Source organism: Methylococcus capsulatus, from assembly GCF_036864975.1.
Taxonomy (GTDB): domain Bacteria; phylum Pseudomonadota; class Gammaproteobacteria; order Methylococcales; family Methylococcaceae; genus Methylococcus.
Map to the genome: position 1 here is coordinate 2,221,841 of NZ_CP104311.1, position 23,915 is coordinate 2,245,755.

The window sequence follows — 23,915 nt, forward strand, 5'->3', positions numbered from 1 at the left end:
GGCACGAAGTGTTCGCCGGAGCCGATCCCCCGCCAGCTCGAGACCCGCACCGCCGGGCGGCGCCAGTCAATAGTGCCGGAGCCGCTGTTCGCGATAGCCGTCTGCCGGAATCACCGAGGAAAGCCAAGGCCTTCTTGCGCAAGAGGCGGCTGGATCTTATAGGCGGCCAAGCCGAGAATGGTCGCCGGTAGAACGGATTCTTTGAGATTTATTCGGTTGCCCTGCCAGCCAGGTCGCGACGATGAACCATGACATGGCCGTGATAGCTCGGCCCGAGGTCATGTGTCGATTTTGTCTGCCTTCGTCGGCTCATGGAAATGGAGTATCGATGAGAAGGCCTGGCAGGTCGGCAATGGATTCGATGATCCGGTCGGGCTGCACGGAGCCGGTTTCCAGTTGGGAAGGCCGGAATTTGCCGGTTCGGACCAGGATGCCACGAAGTCCGGCGGCTTGTCCTCCGCCGATGTCCGCCTCGAGGTCGTCTCCGACGATGGCGGCCTGTTCGGGCGGCAGCCCCATGTCCCGGAGGGCGACGGCGAAAAAATCCGCCGAGGGTTTGCCCATGACCCAGGCCCGGACACCTGCGCAGTATTCGAGCGCGGCCACCAGCCCGCCGATGTCCATGCGCAGGCCCTGTCCGGTTTGCCAGAAGCGGTTCTTGTGCACGGCGATGAGCTGGGCTCCCCGCATGATGGCGTTGAACATCCGATCGAGGCAGTCATGGGTCCAGACCGCGGCGGTGTCGCCCAGCACCAGGGCCTCGGCATCCTCCATCGATGCCTGGGGGATCCCGGCGAAATCGGCTTTCACGTCATCCTCCAGCAGCAGGTGGGCGTTAAGGCCCGTAGCCCGCAGATGGCGCAAGACGGCCTGAGGGGCGCTGATGATCTCGCTGCGTTCCACCGGAAAACCCAGCGCCCTGATCTTCCGTTCCAGGGTCGCCAAGGATAACGTACTGGTGTTGGTGACGAAGCGGCAGATCCAGCCGCCGGCCTTGATCTTCGCGACGGCCTCCACGGCGCCGGGGATGGGTTGCGAGTCCACATAAAGCACGCCGTCCAGGTCGAACAGCAGGCCACGAATGGTTCGGTCGTTCTCGACCATGCTTCTCCTTCTTGGGCAATGGGCAGGAAGATCCGACCGGAATGTTCCTTGATGGCGGCTTTACAGACAAGAGCCCGAGGCGGGGGTATTCCGGTATTTGGCCGCAATCCCCCGGTGGCGTGGGTGGATTTCCCCCATCCACGCGGAGACATTCTAACCGTCTTCCTGTCAATCAATGGCTTCGCTTGGTACTGAACTGGCACGAACCGTGTTTCCTGCTCATCCGGAACCACCGACCGTCCTTCACCGATGCCATGAACGCGACCGAACCCTCCTGCAACCAAACAGCCACGATCCATCTCTTGGCTTATGCCGGTCCCAGGACCCATGCGCTCGATTCGGTCCGTCAAGCGCAGTCGGTGATCGCCAGTCTGCGGCACAAGGCCGGCAACTGGATCGAACTCGATTTTTCCGGAGTGGAGAGCGTGGGTGCGGCATTCACCGACGAGTTGTTCAGCTTCGCGGAGCGCGAGGCGCCGGACATCTGGCTGGTACCGACGCATTACAATGAGACCGTCCGGCCTCTCCTCAACCGTCAACTCAGCCTGCTGCAGCAACGGCGGGATCGGGCCTGGTGCTTGGCTTCGACAGCGACCGATTACGCATGCGCCGAGTCCTCGCAAACGCGGCGTTGACCCTCCCTGACTATCGCCAGAGCGGTCCCGGGAGGCTGCGGACCGGATCGGTCGGTGTCGGCGAGCAGCCGGGAATCACGGCGTCCACTCGCAGCACATCGCCCACCGCGCCACAAGTCGCATAGTTCCCACCGAATTTGCTCCCATCGGCGGCGCAGCTTCCCATCGCGAGAACCCATGTCGGTTCCGGCGGCGCTTCCCCGGTCGCCAGCACTGCCGCCTGCATGTGGCGGGAAACCGGCCCTGTCACCTCAGCACATCGGCATGGCGGGGCGAGGCGACGAAGTCGACGCCAAGGAGCGATCGACGTCGTAGCAGGGATTCCCCAGGGCGGCGATCTCCAGTTCGGGGTCGGTCAGCGGCTGGAAGGTTTCGGTGACGCTGCCTGGGCCGGCGATCCTGCGCAATGGCTTGTGGCTGGCGGCGGCTATTACAGGTCATGGCCGGCACACGAGCCGTCGACCGGCTTGGTGCACAGAGGGAATCCGGAACGATGTCGCCCACGACCGGTTTCTCCAGGGCCGGCCAGTTGAAGATACCGGGGTCGCGGGGGGGCGCGGGAAGAAACGGGCAATGCGTTCCAGCACTAGCCCTTTTGAACCCGGTCGCATTGCGTCGCCGGGGCGAAGCCGGCACACTGTGCGCTGCCTTCGATCGGGGGAACGACAGCCATGGGACCAGCACAAGCCGTTGCCGTACCGACGCCTTATGAGCGTCTGATGGCGCTGCCCGACAATCTGGTCGGCGAGATCGTCGACGGCGAACCCTATATACCCGGCCGCGGCCGGCCGGGCCGTATGCTCTCGCCGAAATCGGTCTTTCCCTTGAACTGGGAGGGGCGTTCGGCAAAGGCCGGGGTGTCCCCGGCGGCTGGTGGATTTTGCCGGAACCCGAACTGCACTTCGTCCGCGACGTCGAGGTCGTCGTGCCCGACCTTGCCGGCTGGCGCCGTGAACGCATACCCGCGGTGCCCGAGGATCACCGTTTCGAAGTCGTGCCGGACTGGGACTGCGGAATCCTCTCGCCCCATACGGTCAAAAAAGACCGGGCCATCGAGCTGCCGCTGTACGCCCGCCGCGGCGTGGCCCATGCCTGGCTGGTCGATCCGCAGGTGCGTACCCTCGAAGGATTCGCACTGCGCGACGGCTCATGGCTGCTGCTCGGCGCGTATAAGGACGACGACCCGATCTGTCTGGCGCCTTTCGATGCCATGACTTTTTCGCTTGCAGAGTTGTGGACCTGATATGCGTATCCCAGACTTAGGGTGGCTGTCACTGTCGCCGCTGCTGGCAGCCTTGCTCGGATGTGCGGCATCGAGTGAAAAAGTCGACACGGTGGAAGAGCTGCTCGCGGCCGCCGGGTTCAAGATTTTTTACGCCCAATCGCCTCGGGAACAGGCCAATCTGGATGCGATTCCCCAGCGCCAATTGGTCTCCCACCGGGTCAAAGACACCGTGACCTATCTCTATGCCGACAACGAGCGATGCGATTGCGTCTATGTCGGCGATCAAGCAGCCCAGGACCGGCTGCGCCGGCTCGCGGCGGAAAAGACGCAGGCAGACTGGCAGATTGAAGCCTCGGAAATCAGGCTGGACTGGACGATGAATCCGGCCGTATGGCGCGGGATGTACCCTTGAGAGCCGGAAATTCCGGCTACCCGCCGAGCGGCGCCGTCAGCCTCGTCAAAACCGGTCGCCGGCCGTGGCCGTCAAGTTCCGACATTGACGTCATCGATTTCGCTGCTAAGCTCCGTTCAATGTCTGAACGGAGCTGACGCCGGACCCATGACCCCTCATGAACAAGCCCAACTACGGATACTCAAGAGTCTGGAGGATGCTCCGGGCATCAGCCAACGGGCGCTCGCCGAGCGGCTCGGCATCAGCCTGGGAAAAACCAACTATCTCCTCAAGGCGCTGCTGGAAAAAGGCTTTATCAAGGCCGATAACTTCCGCCGCAGCAACAACAAGCTGGGCTATCTTTACCTGCTGACCCCGCAAGGCATCGAGCAGAAACTGCGCCTCACCCGCGCCTATCTGGCCCGCAAGGAAGCGGAATACGAAGCGCTGCGCGCCGAGATTGCAGCACTGCACAGCGAACTGTCGACTTCCGAAGATTCAATCGCAACCACGCCATAACAACTCCTTCTAAACCCGGATAATCGGTCCATGACACGAAAAATCGCTCTCATCACCGGCGTCACCGGCCAGGACGGCGCCTACCTTTCCGAATTCCTTCTCGACAAAGGCTACGAAGTCCACGGCATCAAGCGCCGGACGTCGCTCTTCAACACCGATCGCATCGATCATCTCTACCAGGATCCGCACGTGAAGGATCGCCGCTTCATCCTGCATCACGGCGACCTGACCGATTCAACCAGCCTGGTCCGCATCATCCAGAAGGTTCAGCCGGACGAAATCTATAACCTGGCCGCTCAATCCCACGTCGCGGTCAGTTTCGAGGAGCCGGAATACACGGCGAATGCGGACGGCATCGGTGCTCTGCGTATCCTGGAGGCCATCCGGATTCTGGGGATGGAAAAGAAAACCCGCTACTACCAGGCATCCACGTCGGAACTCTACGGCCTCGTGCAGGAAATTCCACAGAAGGAAACCACGCCGTTCTATCCACGCAGCCCCTACGCGGTCGCCAAGCTTTACGCCTATTGGATCACGGTCAATTACCGGGAGGCGTATGGCATCTATGCCTGCAACGGCATCCTCTTCAACCATGAGAGCCCCGTGCGCGGCGAAACTTTCGTCACCCGCAAGATCACCCGCGCCATGGCTCGCATCGCTCTGGGACTGCAAGACTGCCTCTATCTCGGCAATCTGTCGGCATTGCGCGACTGGGGCCACGCCCGCGACTACGTCGAAATGCAGTGGCTGATGCTCCAGCAGGAGCGACCGGACGACTTCGTTATCGCGACCGGTGTCCAATACAGCGTCCGCCAGTTCGTCGAACTTGCAGCGGAAGAACTGGGACTCAGCCTGACTTGGGAAGGGGAGGGCGAACACGAAACAGGCAGAGTCGTGGCCGTATCCAACAAGGACGCCAAGGTGAAAACCGGCGACGTCATCGTCCGGGTCGATCCCCGCTATTTCCGCCCGACCGAAGTTGAGACTCTGCTCGGTGATGCCAGCAAGGCGCGCGAGAAACTCGGCTGGACACCCAAGACCAGCCTGCGGGAGCTGGTCAAGGAAATGGTGCAGAGCGATTACACAGCGGCGAAGCGCGATGCGCTGGTGAAAATGGCCGGTTTCACCGCCTACGACTACCACGAGTAAGTGCACTGTCATGGAAGCCAAAGCCCGCATCTACGTCGCCGGCCACCGCGGTATGGTCGGCAGCGCCATCGTCCGTTTGTTGCAGCGGCGTGGCCACACCGACATCCTGACCCGCACCCGCTCCGAGTTGGATCTCACAGACCAGGCCGCCGTCCGCGCTTTTTTCCAGGCTGAAAAGCCGGACCAGGTGTATGTCGCCGCCGCCAAAGTCGGCGGCATTCATGCCAACAACACCTATCCCGCTGAGTTCCTCTACCAGAACCTGATGATCGAGGCCAACCTCATTCACGAGGCTTGGCGCGCGGGCGTGCAAAAGCTGCTGTTTCTGGGTTCCAGTTGCATTTACCCCAAGTTTGCGCCGCAACCGATGGGTGAGGATGCATTGCTCACCGGCACGCTGGAGCCTACCAACGAGCCCTACGCCATCGCCAAGATTGCCGGCATCAAGCTCTGCGAGTCCTACAACCGCCAGTACGGCACCGACTATCGCAGTGCCATGCCGACCAACCTCTACGGCCCCGGCGACAATTACCACCCGGAAAACAGCCATGTGATCCCGGCACTCCTGCGGCGTTTTCACGAAGCCAAAGTCAGCGGTGCACCTAACGTCGTGATCTGGGGCAGCGGCACCCCCCGGCGGGAGTTCCTCCATGTGGATGACCTGGCCGAGGCCTGTCTTCATATCATGGGTCTCGACAAGGCGGTCTATGACGGTTGTACGGAACCCATGCAAAGCCATCTCAACGTCGGTACCGGTGAAGACATCACCATCCGGGAACTGGCCGAACTCATCGGTGAAATCACTGGTTTTTCGGGAGACATCATGTTCGACACCACCAAGCCCGACGGCACGCCGCGCAAACTGCTGAATGTCCAACGGCTGGCCGCCTGCGGATGGCAGGCCCAAATTCCCTTGCGCGAAGGGCTCGAACAAACCTACAAGGCGTTCCTGGCCGAGACCGGTCAGTCTTCGACAATGGCTACTTCGTCACGTGGCTGATGACCGTTGAATCCGATATCTTAGGTCAAGATAGGGTTTTCCCAGGAATTTCCGGACTGACGTCATGAGTGTCGCGTTAAGGTTATACGAGCAGCTCACGGAAGCGCCCGATGAAAAATCGCGGGCGCGAGCCATTGCGGAGGCACTGGAGCAGCTCGAAGATCGCTACCCTCAAATCAAAGATGTGGCCACTGCGCCCCAGCTGCAGGAAACTGAGCTGCGCCTGCAGAAGGAGATCGAAAAAATCCGGCTGGAGGTCAAGGAAACCGAACTGCGATTGCAGAAAGAGACGGAGCAGGCGCGGCTTGCTATCCACGAAGTCGAAGGCAAACTGCGGAAAGAGATCGAGCAAGTCCGGTTGGAAATCCACGAAGTGGAAGGCAAACTGCGGAAAGAGATCGAGCAAGTCCGGTTGGAAATCCGTGAAGTCGAAGGCAAACTGCGGAAAGAGATCGAGCAGGTCCGGTTGGAAATCCGCGAAGTCGAAAGCCGGTTGCAGAAGGATATCCGGCAGATCGAGGTCAAGATCGAAAAGACCCGTTCTGACTTGGTGCGTTGGGTGGTGGGCGTGGGACTGCTGCAGTCGAGCCTGATCATCGGCGTGCTCCTGAAAATCGCCCACCTGATTTGATCGAGCGCAACCTTGCCGCCCGCCGGAGCCAGGCGAGAGAATCGTAAGTCGGAAAATGCATAGCCGTGCGCGGCTTGATCTCTCCTGCGCGCGTACCGACGAAAGCCGGCGCACTGGAGATATCGACCTGTATGTGACCGGCAATCCGGCCCATTTCGGCCGCTATGCGGGCAACGATGCCCGCGCACGGGGCTTCGCGATGCGGTGACGACGCCTCATCTTCACGCTCAGCAAGTTCAACGACCGGTCGCACTCGACCCGCGCCTGCAAACGACGCTGACGTCGGGGTGGGAGGCGATCCTGGTAGACCCGCGCAAAGACCCGCTTGTTACCGCTGGATGACCTGCTCGCGGTCACCCAAGAGCCCTCACCGATTGCCAGAAAGACCGGCGTACCCCTCCAAACCATGCCGTATTCCCGGCAAGCCCAAAGCCTCCCATTGCCGCAAACCTCGTAGAAGCGGCTCAGCCGCGAAACTCACATTTCCCCGGCAACTCAACCACCCGAGAAATGTTTCCGAAGCACCCTTGCCATCCCATTTCGGCCAGCTATGCTTACCGTTCAAGTGTTGAACATGATGCGAGGCGCCAATGCTGTCGACTATTCCAGCCAACAGACTTCCAACTCTGTCAGCGGCTGCTTCTCCCGCTGAGCCAGCCCACTGAGTCGTGAACGAAGCACCGGCCTCCTCTGGAAGATTGCGGAATCACCATCCCATCCAAGAACTTCCCATCCGTTTCGCGTGCGTCTGAGCCGTCCAATGAATCCTCACAACATCCGCATTGCTATCATCGGTCTAGGCTACGTCGGTTTGCCGGTCGCCGTGCAATTCGGCAAGCATTTCTCCATCATTGGTTTCGACCTCAAGCAGGCCGGTATCGACATCCTTGAACAATCCCGAGCCGGACAGTACGATGCCATCGTCCTGACCGTCGCCCATGACGAGTTCCGCCAGCAGGTCGCCGCCGCCATCCGCGCCACAGCCGTCCCATCGCCGTGCTGTACGATGTCAAACACCTGTTTCCGGCACATCGGGTCGACGAACGGTTGTGAAGACCGATACCCTGTTTCATGAACTCTTTCGTCAATGGCCGGCTCTGGCCCTTGACTTGGCCGGCCTCGACCCTGGCCGGGCGGAGCATTACCGCTTCCGGTCCGAAGAGCTCAAGCAGGCCGCTTTCCGGCTTGATGGTGTGCTGGCGCCGATCGAAGACAACGACGACCCTTATGTTTTCATCGAAGCCCAGTTTCAGCCCGACGACACGCTGTATCGCCGCCTGTTTGCCGAAATCTTCCTCTACCTGCAACGGCTGGCGCATCCCCGCGAATGGCGTGCTCTGGTCTTGTATCCCAGCGCCGGCACCGAGCGCATTCCACGCGGTTACGCCAATCTACTGAGTTTGCCGGAAGTGCAGCGAGTAGACCTCAGCGTCCTCAGTGGGCAAGATAGCGAAACCCCGGGTTGGGATTTGTTGCGGCTGATCATCGACGACACCGACGTCGCACTGGCCCGTGCCGCCGGCATGATCCAGCGGCCAATCCAGGACCTGGAACTGCTCAACTTCATCGAAACCGTACTGATCTACAAACTACCGCGCAGCAGCCGCGAGGAGATACAAGCCATGCTGGGCATTACCGACATCGATCTCAAGCAAACCCGCTTTTACCAGGAAGTTCTCGCCGAAGGACGTCAGGAAGGACGTCAGGAAGGGCGCCAAATGGGGGAAGCGCTGGTATTGCGCAGGTTACTCATCCGCCGCTTCGGGCCTTTGCCGGAGTGGGTCGAACAGCGCATCCGGCAGGCGCCGCCCGAACAACTGGAAGCCTGGGCCGAACATCTGCTGGACGCGGAAAGCCTCCCCGCAGTATTCGAGACCTGAAAAGCGGGCCGTCATCGGTGAACTGCCCCGTCCCATTGCCGAATCGGACCCGCCGGCATGACCATGCATGACGGATCGTACAAGCACATCTTTTCCCACGCACCAATCGTGGAAGACCTGCTGCGCGGCTTCGTGCATGAAGACTGGGTGTCGCAGATCGACTACGGCAGCCTGGAGAAGGTGAGTGGCAGCTATGTCACCGACGACCTGCGCGAACGGGAAGACGACATCATCTGGCGGGTGAGGCTCGAGGACGACTGGCTGTATATCTACCTGCTCATCGAATTCCAAAGCCGCAGTGACCCCTGGATGGCGCTACGCATCCTGGTGTATACCGGCCTACTGTATCAAGACCTGGTCAAAAGCGGCCAGATCGTGGCGCCGAACAGACTGCCCCCGACCTTTCCCGTCGTGATATACAACGGCGAAAGCCCCTGGCGGGCCGCCTGCGAAGTGGCGGAACTGATCGAGCCGGCGGGCCTCAGCGCCTGGCGCCCCAGTCAGCGCTACTTCCTGCTGGACGAAGGGCGGGTGAGCGAACCCGAATTGGCGGAAGCGGACAACACGCTGGCCGAGATCATCCGGCTGGAAGCCAGCCCGGAACCCGAAGCCATGCGCCAAATCATCGGCCGGCTGACCCAACGGCTGAGGGAGCCCCGTTATGATAGCCTGCGGCGGGCGTTAGTCGTCTGGATCAACCGAGTGGTCCTCAAACGGCTCGTGCCGGCTGAAAGCATTCCCGAAGCAACCGAATTACAGGAGATCGATACCATGCTCGCCGAACGCGTTGTCGAATGGACCGAAAAGTGGAAGCGGGAAGGACTTCAGCAAGGACGTCAGGAAGGACGTCAGGAAGGAATTCAGGAAGGCCGAACCCAAGGCGAAATCGCGCTATTGCGCCGGCAACTGACCCGCCGCTTCGGCCCCCTGCCGGCGTGGGCGGAGGCCCGGCTGGCCCAGGCCAGCACCGACCAGTGCGAAGCCTGGGCGGACCGGCTGCTGGAAGCCGGCAGTTTGGAAGACGTACTGGGTTCCTCGGTCGAGTGAATACATCACATGCGACTAACCCCCGTACAAATCCAAACCACCAAAACGACGGTAAATCGCGTGCTTGGCGTGCCGAACCGAATATGGCTGTTCGGTTCGCGCGCCGATGACAGCCAGCGGGGAGGCGATATCGACCTGCTGATAGAAACTGACGCGGTGCTTCCCAACCGAGCCGAGGCGCTCTGCCGCCTGCACGGCGCCTTGATCATGGCCTTGGGCGACCGTAAGCTGGATATCGTATTGAAAGACGCCCGCACGGAGGAAGCTCCCATTTTCGAGATTGCGCGACGCACCGGGGTCATTCTGTGAGTTTGAAATTCCTGCCGGAGCACGTGGAAAAAGCCCGGCTTGCCTTGGAACTGGCAAAAAGGGAAGCAGCGCACCTTGCCTACACCCATCGCACCTTGTTTGCCCAAGCGATCGATCTGCAATGGGTGCAATCGCTTACCGAGCGCGAAGATTTGGCGGAAAAGATCGATGCCTTCGTCAGCAGATTTGGCCGGCTGCAGGACCACATAGGGGAAAAACTCATTCCCCGTTTCGCAGCATTGCTGGGTGAATCGCCAAAATCTTTACTCGATGTACTGGCTTATGCAGAGAAAATCGGCTGGCTGGACAGTGCCGAAGCATTCATTGGCGCGAGAAAACTCAGGAACCTGCTGGTACATGAATGCATGGTGGATGCTGAGCTATTCCTTGAAGCGCTAAGGGCGGCTGATGGCAAGACCCGAATGCTGATGGATGTGGTCGCCAGGATAGAACGACAGGCCGAAACGCTGGGTCTGGGCAAAGCCCTGCAAGGTTCGCCCGAATGAATCGACCGGAGGTCAAAATCTCCGGAATTTTCGGAAGCAAATCGCGGCATGGCCGTTCCCGCTCCGGGGGGTTGACTGTGGGAGCGGCTCCCCCGCGAAGTTCCTCGCCGGGCGAAGACCTGGGACGAGAGCCAATTCCGATCACAGGAGATCGATACCATGCTCGCCGAACGCGTTGTCGAATGAACCGAAAAGTGGAAGCGGGAAGGACTTCAGCAGGGACTGCAGCAAGGGTTTCAGCAGGGAATAGCCCAAGGCGAAATCACGCTGTTGCGCCGGCAATTGACCCGCCGCTTCGGGCCTTTGCCGGAGTGGGTCGAACAGCGCATCCGGCAGGCGCCGCCCGAACAACTGGAAGCCTGGGCCGAACATCTGCTGGACGCGGAAAGCCTCCCCGCGGTATTCGAGACCTGAAAAGCGGGCCGTCATCGGTGAACTGCCTCGTCCCATTGCCGAACCGGACCCGCCGGCATGACCATGCATGACGGATCGTACAAGCACATCTTTTCCCACGCACCAATCGTGGAAGACCTGCTGCGCGGCTTTGTGCATGAAGACTGGGTGTCGCAGATCGACTACGGCAGCCTGGAGAAGGTGAGTGGCAGCTATGTCACCGACGACCTGCGCGAACGGGAAGACGACATCATCTGGCGGGTGAGGCTCGAGGACGACTGGCTGTATGTCTGTCTGTTACGTCCCGGACGAGGGCTAACGCGCCAATCAGCGCAGCGCGGTTCAAAAAAAGCGCCCGGTGGCGCGATAAACCCGCTCAAGCTAGGCGGAACACGGATTCCGGTATATGATTCGTCGTAATATCGATACCTGCGCCATAGTTTGGACTAGGTGTTTCCGATATCATTCCCATGCCAATCCGTTTTGATTTGACAATTCAAGGAGGCAACCATGAAAGTTTTAGTACTTGGCGGCGACGGTTTCTGCGGCTGGCCTACCAGTCTGCACCTGTCTGCTCTCGGTCACGAGGTAGCTATCGTAGATAACCTTTCGCGCCGCAAAATCGACATTGAGCTGGAATGCGATTCCCTGACCCCGATACGCCCCATGGGCGAGCGCTTGCAGGTTTGGAAAGATGTCTCCGGAAAAACCATCGCATTTCACAATTTCGACGTGGCGGTTAACTACCAGCGCTTGCTGGACTTGCTCAAGGAATGGCGGCCCCAGGCCATCGTACACTTTGCCGAGCAGCGAGCTGCGCCGTATTCGATGAAGTCGAGCTGGCACAAGCGCTACACGGTCAGCAACAACCTCAACGCCACCAACAACTTGCTGGCTGCTGTGGTCGAAAGCGGGCTGGACATTCACATCGCCCATCTCGGGACCATGGGTGTCTACGGTTATGGCACGGCGGGAATGAAGATTCCTGAAGGTTATCTGCGGGTCAAGGTGGAAACCGACAATGGGGATCATGTTGAGAACGAAATCCTCTACCCGGCCAATCCAGGCAGCGTCTACCACATGACCAAAACCCAGGACCAGCTCCTGTTCTTCTTCTACAATAAGAACGATCATGTGCGCATTACTGATCTACATCAGGGTATCGTCTGGGGCACGCAGACCGAGCAGACTAAGCTTGACGAACGGCTCATCAACCGATTTGACTATGATGGCGACTACGGTACCGTGCTGAACCGCTTTCTCATGCAAGCTGCCGTCGACTATCCGCTCACCGTGCATGGCACTGGGGGACAAACCCGCGCCTTCATTCACATCCAGGACACTGTGCGCTGTATCCAGATCGCACTGGAGAATCCGCCCAGGTCCGGCGAGCGCGTGCAGATTTTCAACCAGATGACCGAGACCCATCGCGTGCGTGAGTTGGCCAAGATGATTGCGGATCGCACCGGCGTCAAAATCAACTACCTCCCTAACCCGCGCAACGAGGCGGATGAAAACGATCTGCACGTCCAGAACGATCGCTTCCTGAGCCTTGGCTTGAATCCCATCACGCTAAATGATGGCTTGATGGAGGAAGTCACCGAAATCGCGCGCAAGTATGCGCACCGCTGCGATCGCAGCAAGATTCCGTGTGTGTCACTGTGGCGGCGGGCAGAGCAAGCAGTTGAAAACCTACCTGCTAGGGCAATTGTTTAGAGGCGGACCTTCGGGTTGCTACGTGTCTAATAAGCACACGGCTTTCCATACGAAAGCCTGCGGAAGTTCACGGCCACATATTTGGAAGGGACCAGTTCAAGATGCTGACAGCGCATCTACATTCTTTTCTAGGTGCCCGAGTCTCTTTGCGCCGCCAATTAATGACTACCGCCGTTGGCAGCTTGGCGTTGGCTTTGTCGTCAAAGCTGCTCATGTTGCTCACCAGCGTGCTGCTGGCACGTTGGATGGGCGCGGAAAACTACGGGGTTTATGTCACCGCCATGGCGCTGGTTCTTCTGCTTGCGGTGCCAACCGGCCTGGGGTTGCCCGTACTAATAATCCGGCTGCTGGCAAGTTACCGGGTTCATGAACAATGGGGCCTGATGCGTGGCTTGCTGACTCGCGGTAACCAAGTGGTGTTGTGGGCGTCGCTGTTGACGGTAGCGCTTGCAGAGGGGATGATCTGGCTACTTTCAACTAATCTCAGCCCAGACAAGCTCGCAAGCTTCAGTCTGGCACTGATTCTTGTTCCCCTGACCGCCTTGGGCGCGATGCGATCGGCCGCCCTGCGCGGCCTGCATCACGTCATCTTGGGCCAATTGCCCGAAAGTGTGATCATGCCCGGGTTATTCCTGGGGCTGGTCGGGGGATGGTGTTTGGTGAACGGAGATGGCGTGCTGTCGCCGGAAGTGGCCATCTCATCGCGAGTCATTGCTACCGGAGTAGCATTTCTCGCCGGCGCTCTGCTATTGATGCGGCGCATCCCAGCCCCCCTGCGGCATGCAGCGCCGCAATATGAACCACGTCGCTGGATGCAATCCACACTGCCGCTGCTGCTCGTCGCCTGCATCAACATCGTCATGATGCAAACGGATGTGTTGATGCTGGCCGCACTGCATAGCAGCGAATCGGCCGGAATCTATCAGGTAGCCGCCCGCGCGGCTGAGCTGGTTGCCTTCTCGCTGGTGATCGTGAATATGGCGATCCAGCCCAGCATCGCACGCCTTTTTGCCTCGGGCGAGATGATCCGTTTACAGCGCATCGCTACGCTAGGCGCACGCGCGGCAGTAGCCGTGGCATTCCCCTTGGCATTGGTCATGATTTTTTGGGGTGAATCTATCATGACGTCAGTTTTTGGCGCAACATTCGGTCGCGGTGCTATTGCGCTGGCCATTCTTTCGGGTGCGCAGGTCATCAATGCAGCGACAGGTTCGGTAAGTGACCTACTCAACATGACGGGGCATGAGCGAGACACAATGATAGGCATGATCGTAGGCATTGTGGCAAACGTCGTGCTGAATTTTCTCTTCATTTCTATGTGGGATATTGCCGGTGCTGCCTTAGCTACTAGCGTGAGCCTGGTTCTTTGGAATGTCGTTCTCGTCATCCAGGTACATCGCCGGATTGGACTGGCGGCTACCGCGATCGGCCCTTTCTCATTTCGGAAAAGAAAACACAACATTGAATCATGTGTGCAAAGTAAGTGTCGGACATGAAACTATTTCCACTGTATAATATTGCTTTTTCCGCTGGCTTGGCGTCCACTGCTTACGTCTTCGCGATCATGGGTGGCGGGGATAATCCAATTGCTTTGCTGGTTGTGCAGGCGATAGTGTTGCTCCTGCCTGGATTAAGTTTATTTACGAAAGGATATAAACGCGTCGACAGGAGAAATATAACTTTTTTAGTGGTGTTATCAATTGGCTTGTTGTTAAGTCTGATTGTTAATATAGATAATTATGCCGGTGGATCAATCGGTTTGGATTTTGTTTTGGCTCATATTGTTGGTATCGTCGGAATGCTGTTTGCAATTCAATGGGCGGTGACCAATTTATCTCCTGAAACATTGATGCGCTATTTGGCTATCTTTTTGGTTCCCTTGATTGTGCTGGCGATAGGGGTGGCACTGCAAGAAGGTGGTTGGACCAGCCGTGCGGCTCCTTTTGATATACACCCGAATTGGTGGGGGGAATTGGGTTTTGCCTTCACTGCGTGCACTTTGGCGCTACATAGTAATAAAGCAAAGGTTTTGCTGATTGGCGTGGCGATGGTCTTGTTTTTTCTGGTGCAATCCCGTGGTGCGCTGCTCGCCACCTGTGTTTGTATCGGGGTTTATATTTTCTTTTCAATAAAACATATGATAATGAAAAAAACAACCCTATTGCGCATAATCGCCGCTATCATTGGCACCGGGGCAGCTCTGGCAACACAGCAAGATGCGGTATTGCAGGCATGGGCTTTTATAAAAGGTAATGTGCTGCTGTTGGATAATTCGTATCGTGGTGTAGAATCAGGCCTATCCGGTAGGGTGGATGGTTGGAGTCGTGCATTAAGCATTTTTGCCGAAAACCCGATATTCGGGCAGGGCATTGATACACTAAATGAGGTTCACAACGGATTTCTGAGGCTTGCCGGGGAGGGCGGAATGCTGCTGTTGCTGGTCATTCTGTTTATGATAGGCATCACTTTTTATCAATCCTTAAAAAAGCGAAATTATATGGTGGCGAGCATAATACTAGGCTACATTGTATATGTGATGACTTACCCGAGAATGCTTAACATGAACTTGGCATCTGCCATTTTTTACCTGTGTTTGTTTTACTGGCCAAATAATCATAACAAGATAGAACAACGCATCCATAAGCATCCTGAAAAGGCAGTTTATTGGCAAGCGATAAACAGCGTTCACTAGGCATAAATATAGATGTATCTCACTACAGGCGCAGCGCGAAAGATGCCCATGCCAGGTGCAGCTTATTGCTTGAGGAAATGGGTCTTCCAGTAATAATCTTGTCATTTTGAGCGGATCGTCGAACAGTTATGATGAGAAAAGAGATGGGTAACGGGCTTTACATTCACCTGAATCCGTGTTCCCATTTTCTCACACCATTTCCGATAGCCTGATGGCATGATTTTCGATTCATCGACCTTTCGGTTTTTCCCTCGCCCCTCCTGTTCCAGGGAGCATTCGGGTGGGGTTTGGGCCAAATCGGCGCCGTGTGTGTCCGAACTCAGGGCATTTTCCAAGCTCCGTGCAGGAGCAGCCCTTCCGGCTTACCGGAATGCGCGCTCAGGAGGGGTTCCGGCCGGAAGGTCTTCATCCGGACAGGACGGCTTGCAGCCGGGTTTGAAGTTGCATGAAGACATCGACATGCGCCGCCACGCCACGCCCGAAGTCCAGCACGAGTTTTCGGGCATGGGCTACGAACTTCGCCGCCCGGTACATGATTTCCTGCAGCACCGTCTTGATCCGGCGGCGTTTGGCCGGATGGCGGATCGGTGCAATCTCGCCGGTCAGCCCCAGTTGCCCCAGAAGGCGCAGGCAGTTGTAGGCGAAGGCCGCCAGATGGAGCAGACAATCGTTGGTGTCGAACTTGCCGGAGGGCAGGCGCTCCAGGTCCAGATCGCTCTTGATCTCGGAGTGGAACTGTTCGTGGGTGCCGTGGTGCTTATACAACCCGATCACCTCGTCGGCCGGCCGGTCCAGGCTCGTCCACCAGCCTTCCAGTTCGATGTCCGGGACCCACAGGTGCTGGCCGCGCTTGTCGATGGTGCGCTCGGTGACCCTGACGATCAGCCGGAAGCCGCGCTGGGCCTTGCCCCAGGCCCGCTCCACCGCCACCGACAGCAGCGCCACCCGCTTGCCGGGGCGGGTTTCGGTAAAGGCATCGTGCGCTTCGGCGCGAGCCACCCAGGCCTCCTTGTCCTGCTTGCGGGGATTCCACTTGGTGATAAAGTCGAACGATCGTCCCAAGGCAGCCCAACGTGCCTTCTCCTCCGCCTTGGCGAACAGCAGGCGGGCGCTGTCGAAGCCACTGTCGTCGCGCACCCGCACCGCCTGATCCGGGGCCACCAAGCGCTCGGCGCGGGGGAAGATGCGTTCCAGAAAGTACTCGGTCTCCAGCGCCGAGTGTTGCACGCCGGGGCGCAACTCCAGCCCGATGTTCCAGCCCTCGTTGCCCAGGTAGGCGGCAATCGGGGTATAACCGTCGACGCCCTGGTAGGTGCGGCCCACCGCTTCCTTCTTGCTACCGTCGTTGTTCATGACGAAAGTGTCGAGGTCCAGGCAGACGAACCCCTCGTGCGGGGTGATGGGCGCATCGGTGCGGCTGAGCAGGCGCAGCGACAGTTCATCGGTCCATTCCCGGAGCTGGGCCGCCTTGGCGTCGAGGCGTTGCCGTGTCCAGACGCTGCCCGGCACCTTGGACAGCCCCAGCGCTTCCTTGAAGAACGAGTCTCGCCGAAATGGCTCGATGGCCTCAAAGTCGCTCTTCCCCAGCGTCAACAGGCCCACCATGGCTTTGACCACGTCCGAGGTGCGCATGCCCTGCGACACCGGCAGCTTCGGGTCGATCACCGTCTCCACCTGCGCCGCTTGGCAGCATTGTCCGATCAAGGCCAGACCAGCATACGAGGTCAGTTGCAGCTTCGTCGATTGTTTGAGGTCAAAACGTGCCATGGTCGCTTGGGTGAAGACGGAAAGCGGATAATTATTCAATTATATCAAGGCATTACGGCGTTTTTTGAGAAAACAGGCACGGATTCAGGATTCAGTATGGGTGCGGCTGGGATGCGCCGGAAGGCTGGGTCAGTTTCGATGCGTCCCCAACGCTTCGCATCGAGCGGCTTCCCGTATTTGGAAAGTACCTTTCGGCCATGGTTAAAAGGAACCCAGCACCGTTTCCCGATAATGTCCGGTATGGAGACATCGTGAAAGGCTTGCCCTTGGGCGATGAAGCGTGTAGCGGGGTCTATTGCTCTCACGTTCTGGAGCATCTTGCTTTGGATGATTTCCGCAAAGCGCTAATCAATACAAGAAGACTTTTGAAGCCAGGCGGTATCTTTCGTTTGGTGCTGCCCGATCTTGCTTTCTACATTAGTCAATATTTCGCAAACACCTCGCCCGATGCTGCGCTCGAGTTCATGCGGAATACCGGTCTGGGTGAGTTGTCCCGCGCGCGTGGAGTCAAGGGATTTGTGCAAGAACTGTTGGGTAATTCGAGGCACCGCTGGATGTGGGATTACCCTTCACTTGAAAAAGAACTCGGCCAAGTGGGATTCGAGCACATTAGACGGGCTGAATTTGGCGATTCGCTTGATCCCACATTTAATCAAGTGGAGCGTCAGGAGCGTTGGACCAACTGCCTTGGCATTGAGTGCAGACGGATATGAAAAACGTAGAAGACAAAAATTGTAGCGGTATTCCGTACCCTAGGTGTCGCATCCTGGACGATCCTATAGACAAAAGGCGTTATCCGTTATTCTATGCGCGAGCGCTGTTGACGGCGCATTTCGCGCCATCATGTGATATCGACGTAAGAGAGTCCGTCCCATGCAGATCGCTCTGCATAAACCAGCCCGCACGACCCCGGCAGCGCGAGCCGAGATAACCCCAAGTCAGGATCCCATCCGGGTGTTGGCGCGCCGGTACACCGTGACGGAGGCCACCGTCCGCCAGTGGAAATCGCGCACGGCGTTCAACGACCGGTCGCCCACGGCGCAGCGCCTGCAAACCACGCTGACCCCGGCGCAAGAAACCCTTGTGGTGTATCTGCGCAAAACCCTCTCGTTGCCCCTGGATGACCGGCTCGCCGTGACCCGCGAGTTTCAGCTTCGCTGCTCTTCGAGTCTGCCCCCGGCGGTGTCCCGCTCCGGGCGGGACCGCCGTCTGCGCCGTCACGGGGTCGGCTGTCGCCGTAACCTGCTGCCGCCCGTAGAAAAGGCGCCGTCCAAACCCTTCAAGGCCTATGCGCCGGGCTTTCTCCACAGGGACGTCACTCGCAGAGCAACGAAGTTGACTCGTAGAGCAACGAAGTTGACTTACCTGCCGCGGAGGCAGGACGGAACCTCGCGCCGTGACTTGTTCGTCGCGATCGACCGCGCCACCCGCTGGCTGTTCATCGCGGTCAAGCCGAACAAGACCGCCGCCTCCGCGCCGGCGTTCCTCAAGGCCCTGCACAAGGCCTGTCCGATCAAAATTTCCAAACGGCTTACCGACAACGGCAAGGATAAAGTCGCCGGCAGCGACTTTGGACCGCCGCGCGGGTCCCGAAGGGACGAACCCCTGGGAGGGGATGAGCCATGCACCGACCGTCCGTTTGGCAACCGCGCCCGGGCTCCTGCCGGCCAGCACGAATTCGATCAACTGGGCCACGCCTTGGGGATGGAACACCGCCTGACGCCGCCCCGGAGCCCCACCCCTTTGCCGGGAGCAAAGGGGGACCCGCCTTCGGCGGGCCCGCCGGGCGAGCCCCAAGGACGGGGCGGGCAAACCCAGGGGATGGTCGAGCGTTTCAATGGCCGCATCGCCGATATCCTCAAGACCCATCCCTTCGATTCGGCCCTCAATTTGGAGCAAACCCTGCACCGTGATGTCACCCTCTACAACTACCACCTGCCCCAATCCGCGCTCGGCAGCCAGACTCCGATCCAAGGCATGAAAGCCGGGTATACAACTCATCCCAATCTCTTTCATCGGCGTATTTATGATCGTCCGGGACTTGATACCTAGACCTCCTCGATTGTTGCGTGTTCTGCATGACTTGTTGAACCATCCGCTGGGCCGCTGTGACCGACTTGGCACACTGGTGCGATTTATCCGTTGGCAGATTGGCGGTCGTATGCTTCACGAGGCTGTGGCAATGCCTTTCGTAGACGGCACGCGGCTCCTGCTTCGCACCGGCATGCATGGCATGACGATGAATGTTTACGTCGGCTTACATGAGTTCGAGGACATGCTATTTGTGTTCCACCTGTTGCGCAAAGATGATGAGTTTCTGGATGTTGGCGCGAATTCCGGTGAATATGCCATCTTGGCAGCGGGCCGAGGCGCAAACGTTCTAGCGATAGAGCCGGTCCCCGCCACCTACGGCAATTGCTGGACAACGTCCATCTTAATCGATTCTATGACCGGATTGATGCCCGGAATATGGGTGTTGGCGCCAAGCCAGGTAAACTCCAATTCTCGACTCAGTTTGGTCCGACTAACCATGTACTGGCGCCCGGTGAAGCTGGCGACCATGCAGTGACGGTTACTGTCGATGCACTTGACACGATTGCGGCTGGCTGGACGCCGAAGATGATCAAAATCGATGTTGAAGGCTTCGAAGCCAACGTCATTCGGGGCGCGGCTGGGCTGCTGGCGCAGGAGTCGCTGCAAGCCGTACTGATCGAGTTGAATGGGTTGGGTGCGCGTTATGGTTTCAGCGATACCGACATTCATGCGCAATTGGTCAGGCACGACTTCAACCCCGTGCACTACGACCCTGTGTCACGGAAGTTGCGTGCGATCCAACATCAACGAACTACGGGCAACACACTTTATGTACGTGTATCGGCGGATTTGCAGTCTAGGCTGCAGGCAGCAGACCCCTTTAGATGGCATAAAATTGCCATTTGACACTGGATGTGAATTCTCACCATCCGCAGGGTCCGCGGGGCCAAATGGTGTGTTCGTCACGCTGCCAGCCGTTGGAGTCCTCGCCCTCCTTACCCTGCTTGACGCAACGATTGCGCTAAAGCAACAAAGCAAACCTCGCGAGTTGGTAATGCCGTGAACGTCAAACGGCCACAGATCATATTGGTCGGCATTTTCGCGCCGCCGACGCAGGGTATGGCAGTGGTCAATGCGGCAGCGCGGGCGCCGTTCAGGTGTCGGCGCTGTTTTATCTGTATCGTAATTCTGAGGCTATGCAGCACGTTATTACTTGGCTGCTTCGTGGCAGAACCTATGGCAGCCGCTGTGCAGATGAGCGGCGAGACGTCACGTCCAGAGATGAGCACGTTCACTCTTGGGGAGACCGTTAAATTATTATTCAGGGGGAAAAGTCCGGCGCTTGTGCAAGGACACACTTTGTCCTTGACTCTCCGAATAGAAGATGAGCGAGGAAAACTTCTCGCGGTAAAAACCATGCCCGTTGAGACAGATGGGGCAGGAACTTGGCACGCTAGCGTAGATGCCCCAAACGATCACCTAGGCTTCTATCGGGTTTATGCGGATCTATCTAACGGCATGAAACTGGATGCGCTAGGCAGCCGTCCGAAAGGCTATATGACGTATTGTATAGTTCCCGACCCTGTGGGCCGTAAATTGTATCCCGATACCCAAACATTTTTCGGTCTACAAGGTGGGTATAACCGTACGGTTAACGTGTTGCCATATCTAGGAGTACGATGGGTCCTGGGAGGATTTGCATGGAAGGACTTAGAGCAAGATTACCCAGGACAGTTAGCCGAAAATATCACCAGAACGGAAAAAGCTGGAGAACAGCTGACCAATATTCCTGGAATACCTGATTGGAGTTGGCCGCACGTCGAGATCAATGGGCGGTCATCAACCTGGACCGTATATACCCTGCCGACGCTGTTTGACATACGCGCCAACAGGATGAAATGGCTGCCAGTCAAGCCAGAAACATTGGTGACCTTCACAGGGCGATTGACTCCGGATGGTGAACAACAGTGGATTCAGTATGTGGCGCGGGCGGTGTCAGCTTATGCGGCTCTGTATCCTGAACGTAATCAGCGCTATTATCAAATTACTTGGGAGCCGGTATATCCTTGGGGTTTCAAAGGCACAGTCGACGACCTTGTCAGGATTTTCGAACTAGCATATCCAGTCATCCACAAAGCCGACCCCAAGGCCATAGTGATCGGGCCAACCGGCGGGTCGTTGCCTAGAGATATCGAATGGAATATGAATTTATTCCGTAAAGGATTAGGCCGCTATATCGACGGTTTTTCCAACCACCCTTACGTTAAGTTTCCGCCAGAACAAAAAGGTCTCATTGATGCGTCACGGCGGATTGCCCAATTCATTCAGCAACATACTGGCAAAGCAGTTCCCATGTTCGGTACCGAGCAAGGGTTCGATGCAGTCGCTACCCCCGAAGCGGAACTGGAACAAGCCCGTGCACTTGTGCGAAGCAATCTGATCTTACTCGGAGAAGGGTGGCGAATGAACATTTCTTTTTATCTCCATGATTACCGAGGTGAGAACGGCGATAACGGCCGCTACGGCCTCTATTATAATTTAGTAGAGGGTCTTCCATTCGGCCCTAAAAAAATTGGACCCAAGCCGGCTGCCCCGGCTTACGCTGCTATGACTTATCTGCTCGAAGGGCACCGGTCGCTAGGGCCCGTCAAAGGATTGGATGGTACCGAAATGGGATACAGTTATGAACTGAACGACGAAGTCGTGCTGGCGTTGTGGGATTACGGAGATAAGTCACGTCGTGCGGTTGTTCCCGTCGATGCACAAGATCTGGAAATCTACGACATGATGGGAAACGTTCAAAAGATTTCTTGTCTTCAAAAGAAGGTTGAACTTTTTCTTGGTAAAGACCCTGTGTACATTAGATATTTTAGACGCTGATAATATTGCATGATTGGATTGTGTACTTACCGCAACTTAGCTTAGTAAAAATTCATGTATAAGACAAGAAGCCCAGTATTGCAGATCGTGTTTAACCGTCCCAATGAAACGAGAGCTGTATTTCAAGCTGTAAGCATCGTTCAGCCAGAACGACTTTACGTTGCGGCCGATGCCCCTAGAAAAAATAAGTTAGGAGAACATGAAAAGTGCGCTGAAACGCTTAGTATATTTGAAGAAGTGGATTGGCCATGCCAAATATTTTTCAAGGTTAATGAAAGCAATTTAGGCTCACATACCAGTATTCCGCAAGCCGTTGACTGGTTTTTCGATAACGAAGAAGAGGGTATTGTTTTGGAAGATGATTGTGTGCCAAGTGAGAGTTTCTTTAGGTACTGTGATGAATTACTCGAACGATACAGGGGTAATCAAAATGTTATGTGGATCAACGGCTCGAATGTCGGCTATAAAAGTAGCGAGCAGGATCCGCAGTACTTGTATTCTGCATACGCAATACCCTGGGGCTGGGCATCCTGGCGCACGGCTTGGTTGGTGTTTGGACCTGAATATAGGCAAAGTTTTCCAAACATACGGCTGGCCTCCGCTATGCAACATGGTCTCGGAAATTCTTCGTTGACGACCTGGTTGTACTGGAAATATATATTTGACTATGCCTATAGTGTCAAAAACTGGGATTTTCGTTGGCAGCTCGCTCTGTGGGCGAACCGTGGGCTGGCTTGTACACCAACGGTAAATTTGGTTAGCAACATAGGATTTGGCATAGAAGGCATGCATGGTGGAAGATGTAATGATCCGAGAGCAAATATTCCAGTTGAGGAGATATCAGGAGTGATTGAGGGGCCTGAAGATATGGTTGTTTCTACAAAATTAGATTATTTTCTTAATCGGAATCTTTACAAAATTAACCCTCTTTCAATATCAAAGGCGTTTTTGGCATCGCGTATTCCTCAACTGCGGAACGCTGTACGCAAATTTAAGCGGTTACCCACGTAATTTTATTAACGTTTTTGCTGAACTAATCATTTTGGGTGGCTTTCTCTGCATAAATTTGTCCGGCAGCATTTGTGTTGCTATGATTGTTGCTCTCAGGAGTGTTGGCTATGAGCCATCTGTGTCCTATTTGTAATTTGAAGTCTCGCATTGTTGGTCGGACCGTGTCTGTGGTTGGATTTGGCCGAAGACATATTTGGGGGTGTTCGCGGTGTAGGCATCGATGGATTTTAGATGCTTGGGATGTGACGGAAAAGATTTCCGGACAAATCGAGGAGCGCAATTCCGAAACGTTAAGGGTGGATCGGATATTTCGCACGTTATCTATGGAGTTCGATTCAGAGGTAAAAAATGTGCTCGATATTGGATGTTGGGATGGTACGCTTCTTGAGCAATTACCCGAGATCTGGGTGAGACATGGGATAGAGCTTAACAAATACGCTGCAGAGCAAGCACGTAAAAAAGGGTTGACAATCTTCGAATCTAAGATTGAGAACTTTGTTAATGATGTCGGATTGCATTATGACATAATCTTCATGATGGATGTGCTTGAACACATATCTTCACCTATGGCTGTGCTTTCTCGGGTCGCACAACTGTTGGTGCCTGGAGGATTATTTATTGCGCTTACTGGTAATATAGAAACATTTGCTGCGCGTTTCTTTGGAGGGGCGTGGTATTATGTTAATTATCCGGAGCATGTCTCTTTTTTCAGTGGTGAGAGTTTGACAAAATCGCTGCAAAGTGTCGATATGATCCCTATAAAGGTGCTTCATGTGACACATCATTCCGCCTTAGTTGGTGTTACGTTGCGAAAACTTTATCGGCGCCTATTAAGTGTTAATAGACGGGGTACAACCGGGCTTTCCAATCCATCCTTTTCGCTTAATGGGTTTGCGTTGGCATTTAGTCGAATTGTGCGAGGGAAAGATCATCTTTTGGTTTTGGCACAAAAAGCGCAATAGGAATAAAGACGCGCTGTTGGAGATTCAGAGTGAACAGGGTAACAAGCGGGGCTTTAAAAATAGG

At 56.6% G+C, this 23,915-nt stretch carries 29 protein-coding genes; 24 read left to right on the top strand and 5 right to left on the bottom strand.

The features are described from left to right. Window positions 1-309: 309 nt before the first annotated feature. Complete coding sequence (locus N4J17_RS11040) at window positions 310-1,104, bottom strand: TIGR01458 family HAD-type hydrolase (protein ID WP_198323569.1); 795 nt, start codon at window positions 1,102-1,104, stop codon at window positions 310-312. A gap of 254 nt (window positions 1,105-1,358) precedes the next feature. On the opposite strand from N4J17_RS11040, the gene N4J17_RS11045 reads away from it, so the two are divergent. After that, window positions 1,359-1,739: an STAS-like domain-containing protein gene (locus N4J17_RS11045; protein ID WP_198323570.1), complete on the top strand. Its 381-nt coding sequence runs from the start codon at window positions 1,359-1,361 to the stop codon at window positions 1,737-1,739. A gap of 10 nt (window positions 1,740-1,749) precedes the next feature. Here the strand turns inward: N4J17_RS11045 and N4J17_RS11050 are convergent, their stop codons facing one another. Further along, on the bottom strand, window positions 1,750-1,989 hold the full coding sequence (locus tag N4J17_RS11050) for a hypothetical protein (RefSeq protein WP_277458408.1): 240 nt from the start codon (window positions 1,987-1,989) through the stop codon (window positions 1,750-1,752). A 1-nt stretch (window position 1,990) separates the two neighbouring features. Beyond that, window positions 1,991-2,146, bottom strand: coding sequence for a hypothetical protein (locus tag N4J17_RS11055; RefSeq protein ID WP_232470598.1), 156 nt, complete (start codon window positions 2,144-2,146; stop codon window positions 1,991-1,993). A gap of 473 nt (window positions 2,147-2,619) precedes the next feature. Here N4J17_RS11055 and N4J17_RS11060 point away from each other — a divergent pair, with 473 nt between their 5' ends. From N4J17_RS11060 to N4J17_RS11115, 12 genes are all read left to right on the top strand, one after another. Then, window positions 2,620-2,982: a Uma2 family endonuclease gene (locus tag N4J17_RS11060; RefSeq protein WP_338457599.1), complete on the top strand. Its 363-nt coding sequence runs from the start codon at window positions 2,620-2,622 to the stop codon at window positions 2,980-2,982. 1 nt (window position 2,983) lies between these two features. Next, the gene (locus N4J17_RS11065) at window positions 2,984-3,376 is read left to right on the top strand and encodes a hypothetical protein (protein ID WP_198323571.1); all 393 of its coding nucleotides are present in this window, start codon (window positions 2,984-2,986) and stop codon (window positions 3,374-3,376) included. 147 nt (window positions 3,377-3,523) lie between these two features. Continuing rightward, window positions 3,524-3,874 carry a MarR family EPS-associated transcriptional regulator gene (locus tag N4J17_RS11070; RefSeq protein ID WP_198323572.1) on the top strand — a complete coding sequence of 117 codons (351 nt, stop codon included), beginning with the start codon at window positions 3,524-3,526 and terminating at the stop codon, window positions 3,872-3,874. A 30-nt stretch (window positions 3,875-3,904) separates the two neighbouring features. Continuing rightward, the gene (gmd, locus tag N4J17_RS11075; protein ID WP_198323573.1) at window positions 3,905-5,023 is read left to right on the top strand and encodes a GDP-mannose 4,6-dehydratase; all 1,119 of its coding nucleotides are present in this window, start codon (window positions 3,905-3,907) and stop codon (window positions 5,021-5,023) included. 10 nt (window positions 5,024-5,033) lie between these two features. Then, window positions 5,034-6,023 carry a GDP-L-fucose synthase gene (fcl, locus tag N4J17_RS11080; RefSeq protein ID WP_198323574.1) on the top strand — a complete coding sequence of 330 codons (990 nt, stop codon included), beginning with the start codon at window positions 5,034-5,036 and terminating at the stop codon, window positions 6,021-6,023. A 64-nt stretch (window positions 6,024-6,087) separates the two neighbouring features. Then, a complete protein-coding gene (locus tag N4J17_RS11085) occupies window positions 6,088-6,654 on the top strand; it encodes a coiled-coil domain-containing protein (protein ID WP_198323575.1) in 567 nt (188 codons plus the stop codon). 55 nt (window positions 6,655-6,709) lie between these two features. After that, on the top strand, window positions 6,710-6,862 hold the full coding sequence (locus tag N4J17_RS11090; RefSeq protein ID WP_198323576.1) for a hypothetical protein: 153 nt from the start codon (window positions 6,710-6,712) through the stop codon (window positions 6,860-6,862). 552 nt (window positions 6,863-7,414) lie between these two features. Then, window positions 7,415-7,729: a hypothetical protein gene (locus N4J17_RS11095; protein WP_198323577.1), complete on the top strand. Its 315-nt coding sequence runs from the start codon at window positions 7,415-7,417 to the stop codon at window positions 7,727-7,729. Then, on the top strand, window positions 7,704-8,534 hold the full coding sequence (locus N4J17_RS11100; RefSeq protein WP_198323578.1) for a DUF2887 domain-containing protein: 831 nt from the start codon (window positions 7,704-7,706) through the stop codon (window positions 8,532-8,534). The genes N4J17_RS11095 and N4J17_RS11100 overlap by 26 nt, the downstream gene beginning before the upstream one ends. Window positions 8,535-8,591: 57 nt before the next feature. Further along, on the top strand, window positions 8,592-9,581 hold the full coding sequence (locus N4J17_RS11105; protein WP_232470600.1) for an Rpn family recombination-promoting nuclease/putative transposase: 990 nt from the start codon (window positions 8,592-8,594) through the stop codon (window positions 9,579-9,581). A 69-nt stretch (window positions 9,582-9,650) separates the two neighbouring features. Next, window positions 9,651-9,890 (top strand): nucleotidyltransferase domain-containing protein, encoded by a 240-nt coding sequence (locus N4J17_RS11110; RefSeq protein WP_198323580.1) that lies wholly within the window; start codon window positions 9,651-9,653, stop codon window positions 9,888-9,890. Further along, window positions 9,887-10,396 (top strand): hypothetical protein, encoded by a 510-nt coding sequence (locus N4J17_RS11115; RefSeq protein WP_198323581.1) that lies wholly within the window; start codon window positions 9,887-9,889, stop codon window positions 10,394-10,396. Before N4J17_RS11110 ends, N4J17_RS11115 begins: the two co-directional genes overlap by 4 nt. 141 nt (window positions 10,397-10,537) lie before the next feature. Here N4J17_RS11115 and N4J17_RS11120 read toward each other — a convergent pair whose 3' ends face one another. After that, the gene (locus tag N4J17_RS11120) at window positions 10,538-10,825 is read right to left on the bottom strand and encodes a hypothetical protein (protein ID WP_232470601.1); all 288 of its coding nucleotides are present in this window, start codon (window positions 10,823-10,825) and stop codon (window positions 10,538-10,540) included. A 42-nt stretch (window positions 10,826-10,867) separates the two neighbouring features. Between N4J17_RS11120 and N4J17_RS11125 the strand changes: the two genes are divergently transcribed. The 4 genes from N4J17_RS11125 to N4J17_RS11140 all read left to right on the top strand — a co-directional run bounded on the left by N4J17_RS11125 (window position 10,868) and on the right by N4J17_RS11140 (window position 15,197). Then, on the top strand, window positions 10,868-11,209 hold the full coding sequence (locus tag N4J17_RS11125) for an Rpn family recombination-promoting nuclease/putative transposase (RefSeq protein ID WP_198323584.1): 342 nt from the start codon (window positions 10,868-10,870) through the stop codon (window positions 11,207-11,209). 90 nt (window positions 11,210-11,299) lie between these two features. Next, a complete protein-coding gene (locus tag N4J17_RS11130) occupies window positions 11,300-12,505 on the top strand; it encodes an NAD-dependent epimerase/dehydratase family protein (protein ID WP_198323585.1) in 1,206 nt (401 codons plus the stop codon). Window positions 12,506-12,606: 101 nt separating this feature from the next. Continuing rightward, window positions 12,607-14,001, top strand: coding sequence for a flippase (locus tag N4J17_RS11135; protein ID WP_198323586.1), 1,395 nt, complete (start codon window positions 12,607-12,609; stop codon window positions 13,999-14,001). Continuing rightward, a complete protein-coding gene (locus N4J17_RS11140; protein WP_198323587.1) occupies window positions 13,998-15,197 on the top strand; it encodes an O-antigen ligase family protein in 1,200 nt (399 codons plus the stop codon). The genes N4J17_RS11135 and N4J17_RS11140 overlap by 4 nt, the downstream gene beginning before the upstream one ends. Before the next feature lie 405 nt (window positions 15,198-15,602). Here the strand turns inward: N4J17_RS11140 and N4J17_RS11145 are convergent, their stop codons facing one another. Then, on the bottom strand, window positions 15,603-16,964 hold the full coding sequence (locus N4J17_RS11145; RefSeq protein WP_198323588.1) for an IS1380 family transposase: 1,362 nt from the start codon (window positions 16,962-16,964) through the stop codon (window positions 15,603-15,605). Between the two features lie 251 nt (window positions 16,965-17,215). Between N4J17_RS11145 and N4J17_RS11150 the strand changes: the two genes are divergently transcribed. The 7 genes from N4J17_RS11150 (at window position 17,216) to N4J17_RS11180 (ending at window position 23,851) form a co-directional block, all read left to right on the top strand. Beyond that, on the top strand, window positions 17,216-17,677 hold the full coding sequence (locus tag N4J17_RS11150) for a methyltransferase domain-containing protein (protein WP_198323589.1): 462 nt from the start codon (window positions 17,216-17,218) through the stop codon (window positions 17,675-17,677). 160 nt (window positions 17,678-17,837) lie between these two features. Beyond that, entirely contained in the window at window positions 17,838-19,016 is a 1,179-nt protein-coding gene (locus tag N4J17_RS11155; RefSeq protein WP_338457600.1) for an integrase core domain-containing protein, read from the top strand. A gap of 130 nt (window positions 19,017-19,146) precedes the next feature. After that, window positions 19,147-19,533, top strand: coding sequence for a hypothetical protein (locus N4J17_RS11160; protein ID WP_277458609.1), 387 nt, complete (start codon window positions 19,147-19,149; stop codon window positions 19,531-19,533). After that, window positions 19,419-19,904, top strand: a complete 486-nt coding sequence (locus N4J17_RS11165; protein WP_277458607.1) for an FkbM family methyltransferase — start codon at window positions 19,419-19,421, stop codon at window positions 19,902-19,904. Before N4J17_RS11160 ends, N4J17_RS11165 begins: the two co-directional genes overlap by 115 nt. 153 nt (window positions 19,905-20,057) lie before the next feature. After that, window positions 20,058-21,878, top strand: coding sequence for a hypothetical protein (locus N4J17_RS11170; protein ID WP_198324324.1), 1,821 nt, complete (start codon window positions 20,058-20,060; stop codon window positions 21,876-21,878). Between the two features lie 54 nt (window positions 21,879-21,932). Continuing rightward, window positions 21,933-22,889 (top strand): hypothetical protein, encoded by a 957-nt coding sequence (locus tag N4J17_RS11175; protein ID WP_198324323.1) that lies wholly within the window; start codon window positions 21,933-21,935, stop codon window positions 22,887-22,889. A 242-nt stretch (window positions 22,890-23,131) separates the two neighbouring features. Further along, complete coding sequence (locus N4J17_RS11180; protein ID WP_198324322.1) at window positions 23,132-23,851, top strand: class I SAM-dependent methyltransferase; 720 nt, start codon at window positions 23,132-23,134, stop codon at window positions 23,849-23,851. Window positions 23,852-23,915 lie beyond the last annotated feature (64 nt).

Coding starts and splice junctions, on each gene's coding strand:
- N4J17_RS11040 (WP_198323569.1), bottom strand. CDS start 1,104: ATGGTCGAGAACGACCGAACCATTCGTGGCCTGCTGTTCGACCTGGAC.
- N4J17_RS11045 (WP_198323570.1), top strand. CDS start 1,359: ATGAACGCGACCGAACCCTCCTGCAACCAAACAGCCACGATCCATCTC.
- N4J17_RS11065 (WP_198323571.1), top strand. CDS start 2,984: ATGCGTATCCCAGACTTAGGGTGGCTGTCACTGTCGCCGCTGCTGGCA.
- N4J17_RS11070 (WP_198323572.1), top strand. CDS start 3,524: ATGACCCCTCATGAACAAGCCCAACTACGGATACTCAAGAGTCTGGAG.
- gmd (WP_198323573.1), top strand. CDS start 3,905: ATGACACGAAAAATCGCTCTCATCACCGGCGTCACCGGCCAGGACGGC.
- fcl (WP_198323574.1), top strand. CDS start 5,034: ATGGAAGCCAAAGCCCGCATCTACGTCGCCGGCCACCGCGGTATGGTC.
- N4J17_RS11085 (WP_198323575.1), top strand. CDS start 6,088: ATGAGTGTCGCGTTAAGGTTATACGAGCAGCTCACGGAAGCGCCCGAT.
- N4J17_RS11090 (WP_198323576.1), top strand. CDS start 6,710: ATGCATAGCCGTGCGCGGCTTGATCTCTCCTGCGCGCGTACCGACGAA.
- N4J17_RS11095 (WP_198323577.1), top strand. CDS start 7,415: ATGAATCCTCACAACATCCGCATTGCTATCATCGGTCTAGGCTACGTC.
- N4J17_RS11105 (WP_232470600.1), top strand. CDS start 8,592: ATGACCATGCATGACGGATCGTACAAGCACATCTTTTCCCACGCACCA.
- N4J17_RS11120 (WP_232470601.1), bottom strand. CDS start 10,825: ATGACGGCCCGCTTTTCAGGTCTCGAATACCGCGGGGAGGCTTTCCGC.
- N4J17_RS11125 (WP_198323584.1), top strand. CDS start 10,868: ATGACCATGCATGACGGATCGTACAAGCACATCTTTTCCCACGCACCA.
- N4J17_RS11130 (WP_198323585.1), top strand. CDS start 11,300: ATGAAAGTTTTAGTACTTGGCGGCGACGGTTTCTGCGGCTGGCCTACC.
- N4J17_RS11135 (WP_198323586.1), top strand. CDS start 12,607: ATGCTGACAGCGCATCTACATTCTTTTCTAGGTGCCCGAGTCTCTTTG.
- N4J17_RS11140 (WP_198323587.1), top strand. CDS start 13,998: ATGAAACTATTTCCACTGTATAATATTGCTTTTTCCGCTGGCTTGGCG.
- N4J17_RS11145 (WP_198323588.1), bottom strand. CDS start 16,964: ATGGCACGTTTTGACCTCAAACAATCGACGAAGCTGCAACTGACCTCG.
- N4J17_RS11155 (WP_338457600.1), top strand. CDS start 17,838: ATGCAGATCGCTCTGCATAAACCAGCCCGCACGACCCCGGCAGCGCGA.
- N4J17_RS11160 (WP_277458609.1), top strand. CDS start 19,147: ATGCCTTTCGTAGACGGCACGCGGCTCCTGCTTCGCACCGGCATGCAT.
- N4J17_RS11175 (WP_198324323.1), top strand. CDS start 21,933: ATGTATAAGACAAGAAGCCCAGTATTGCAGATCGTGTTTAACCGTCCC.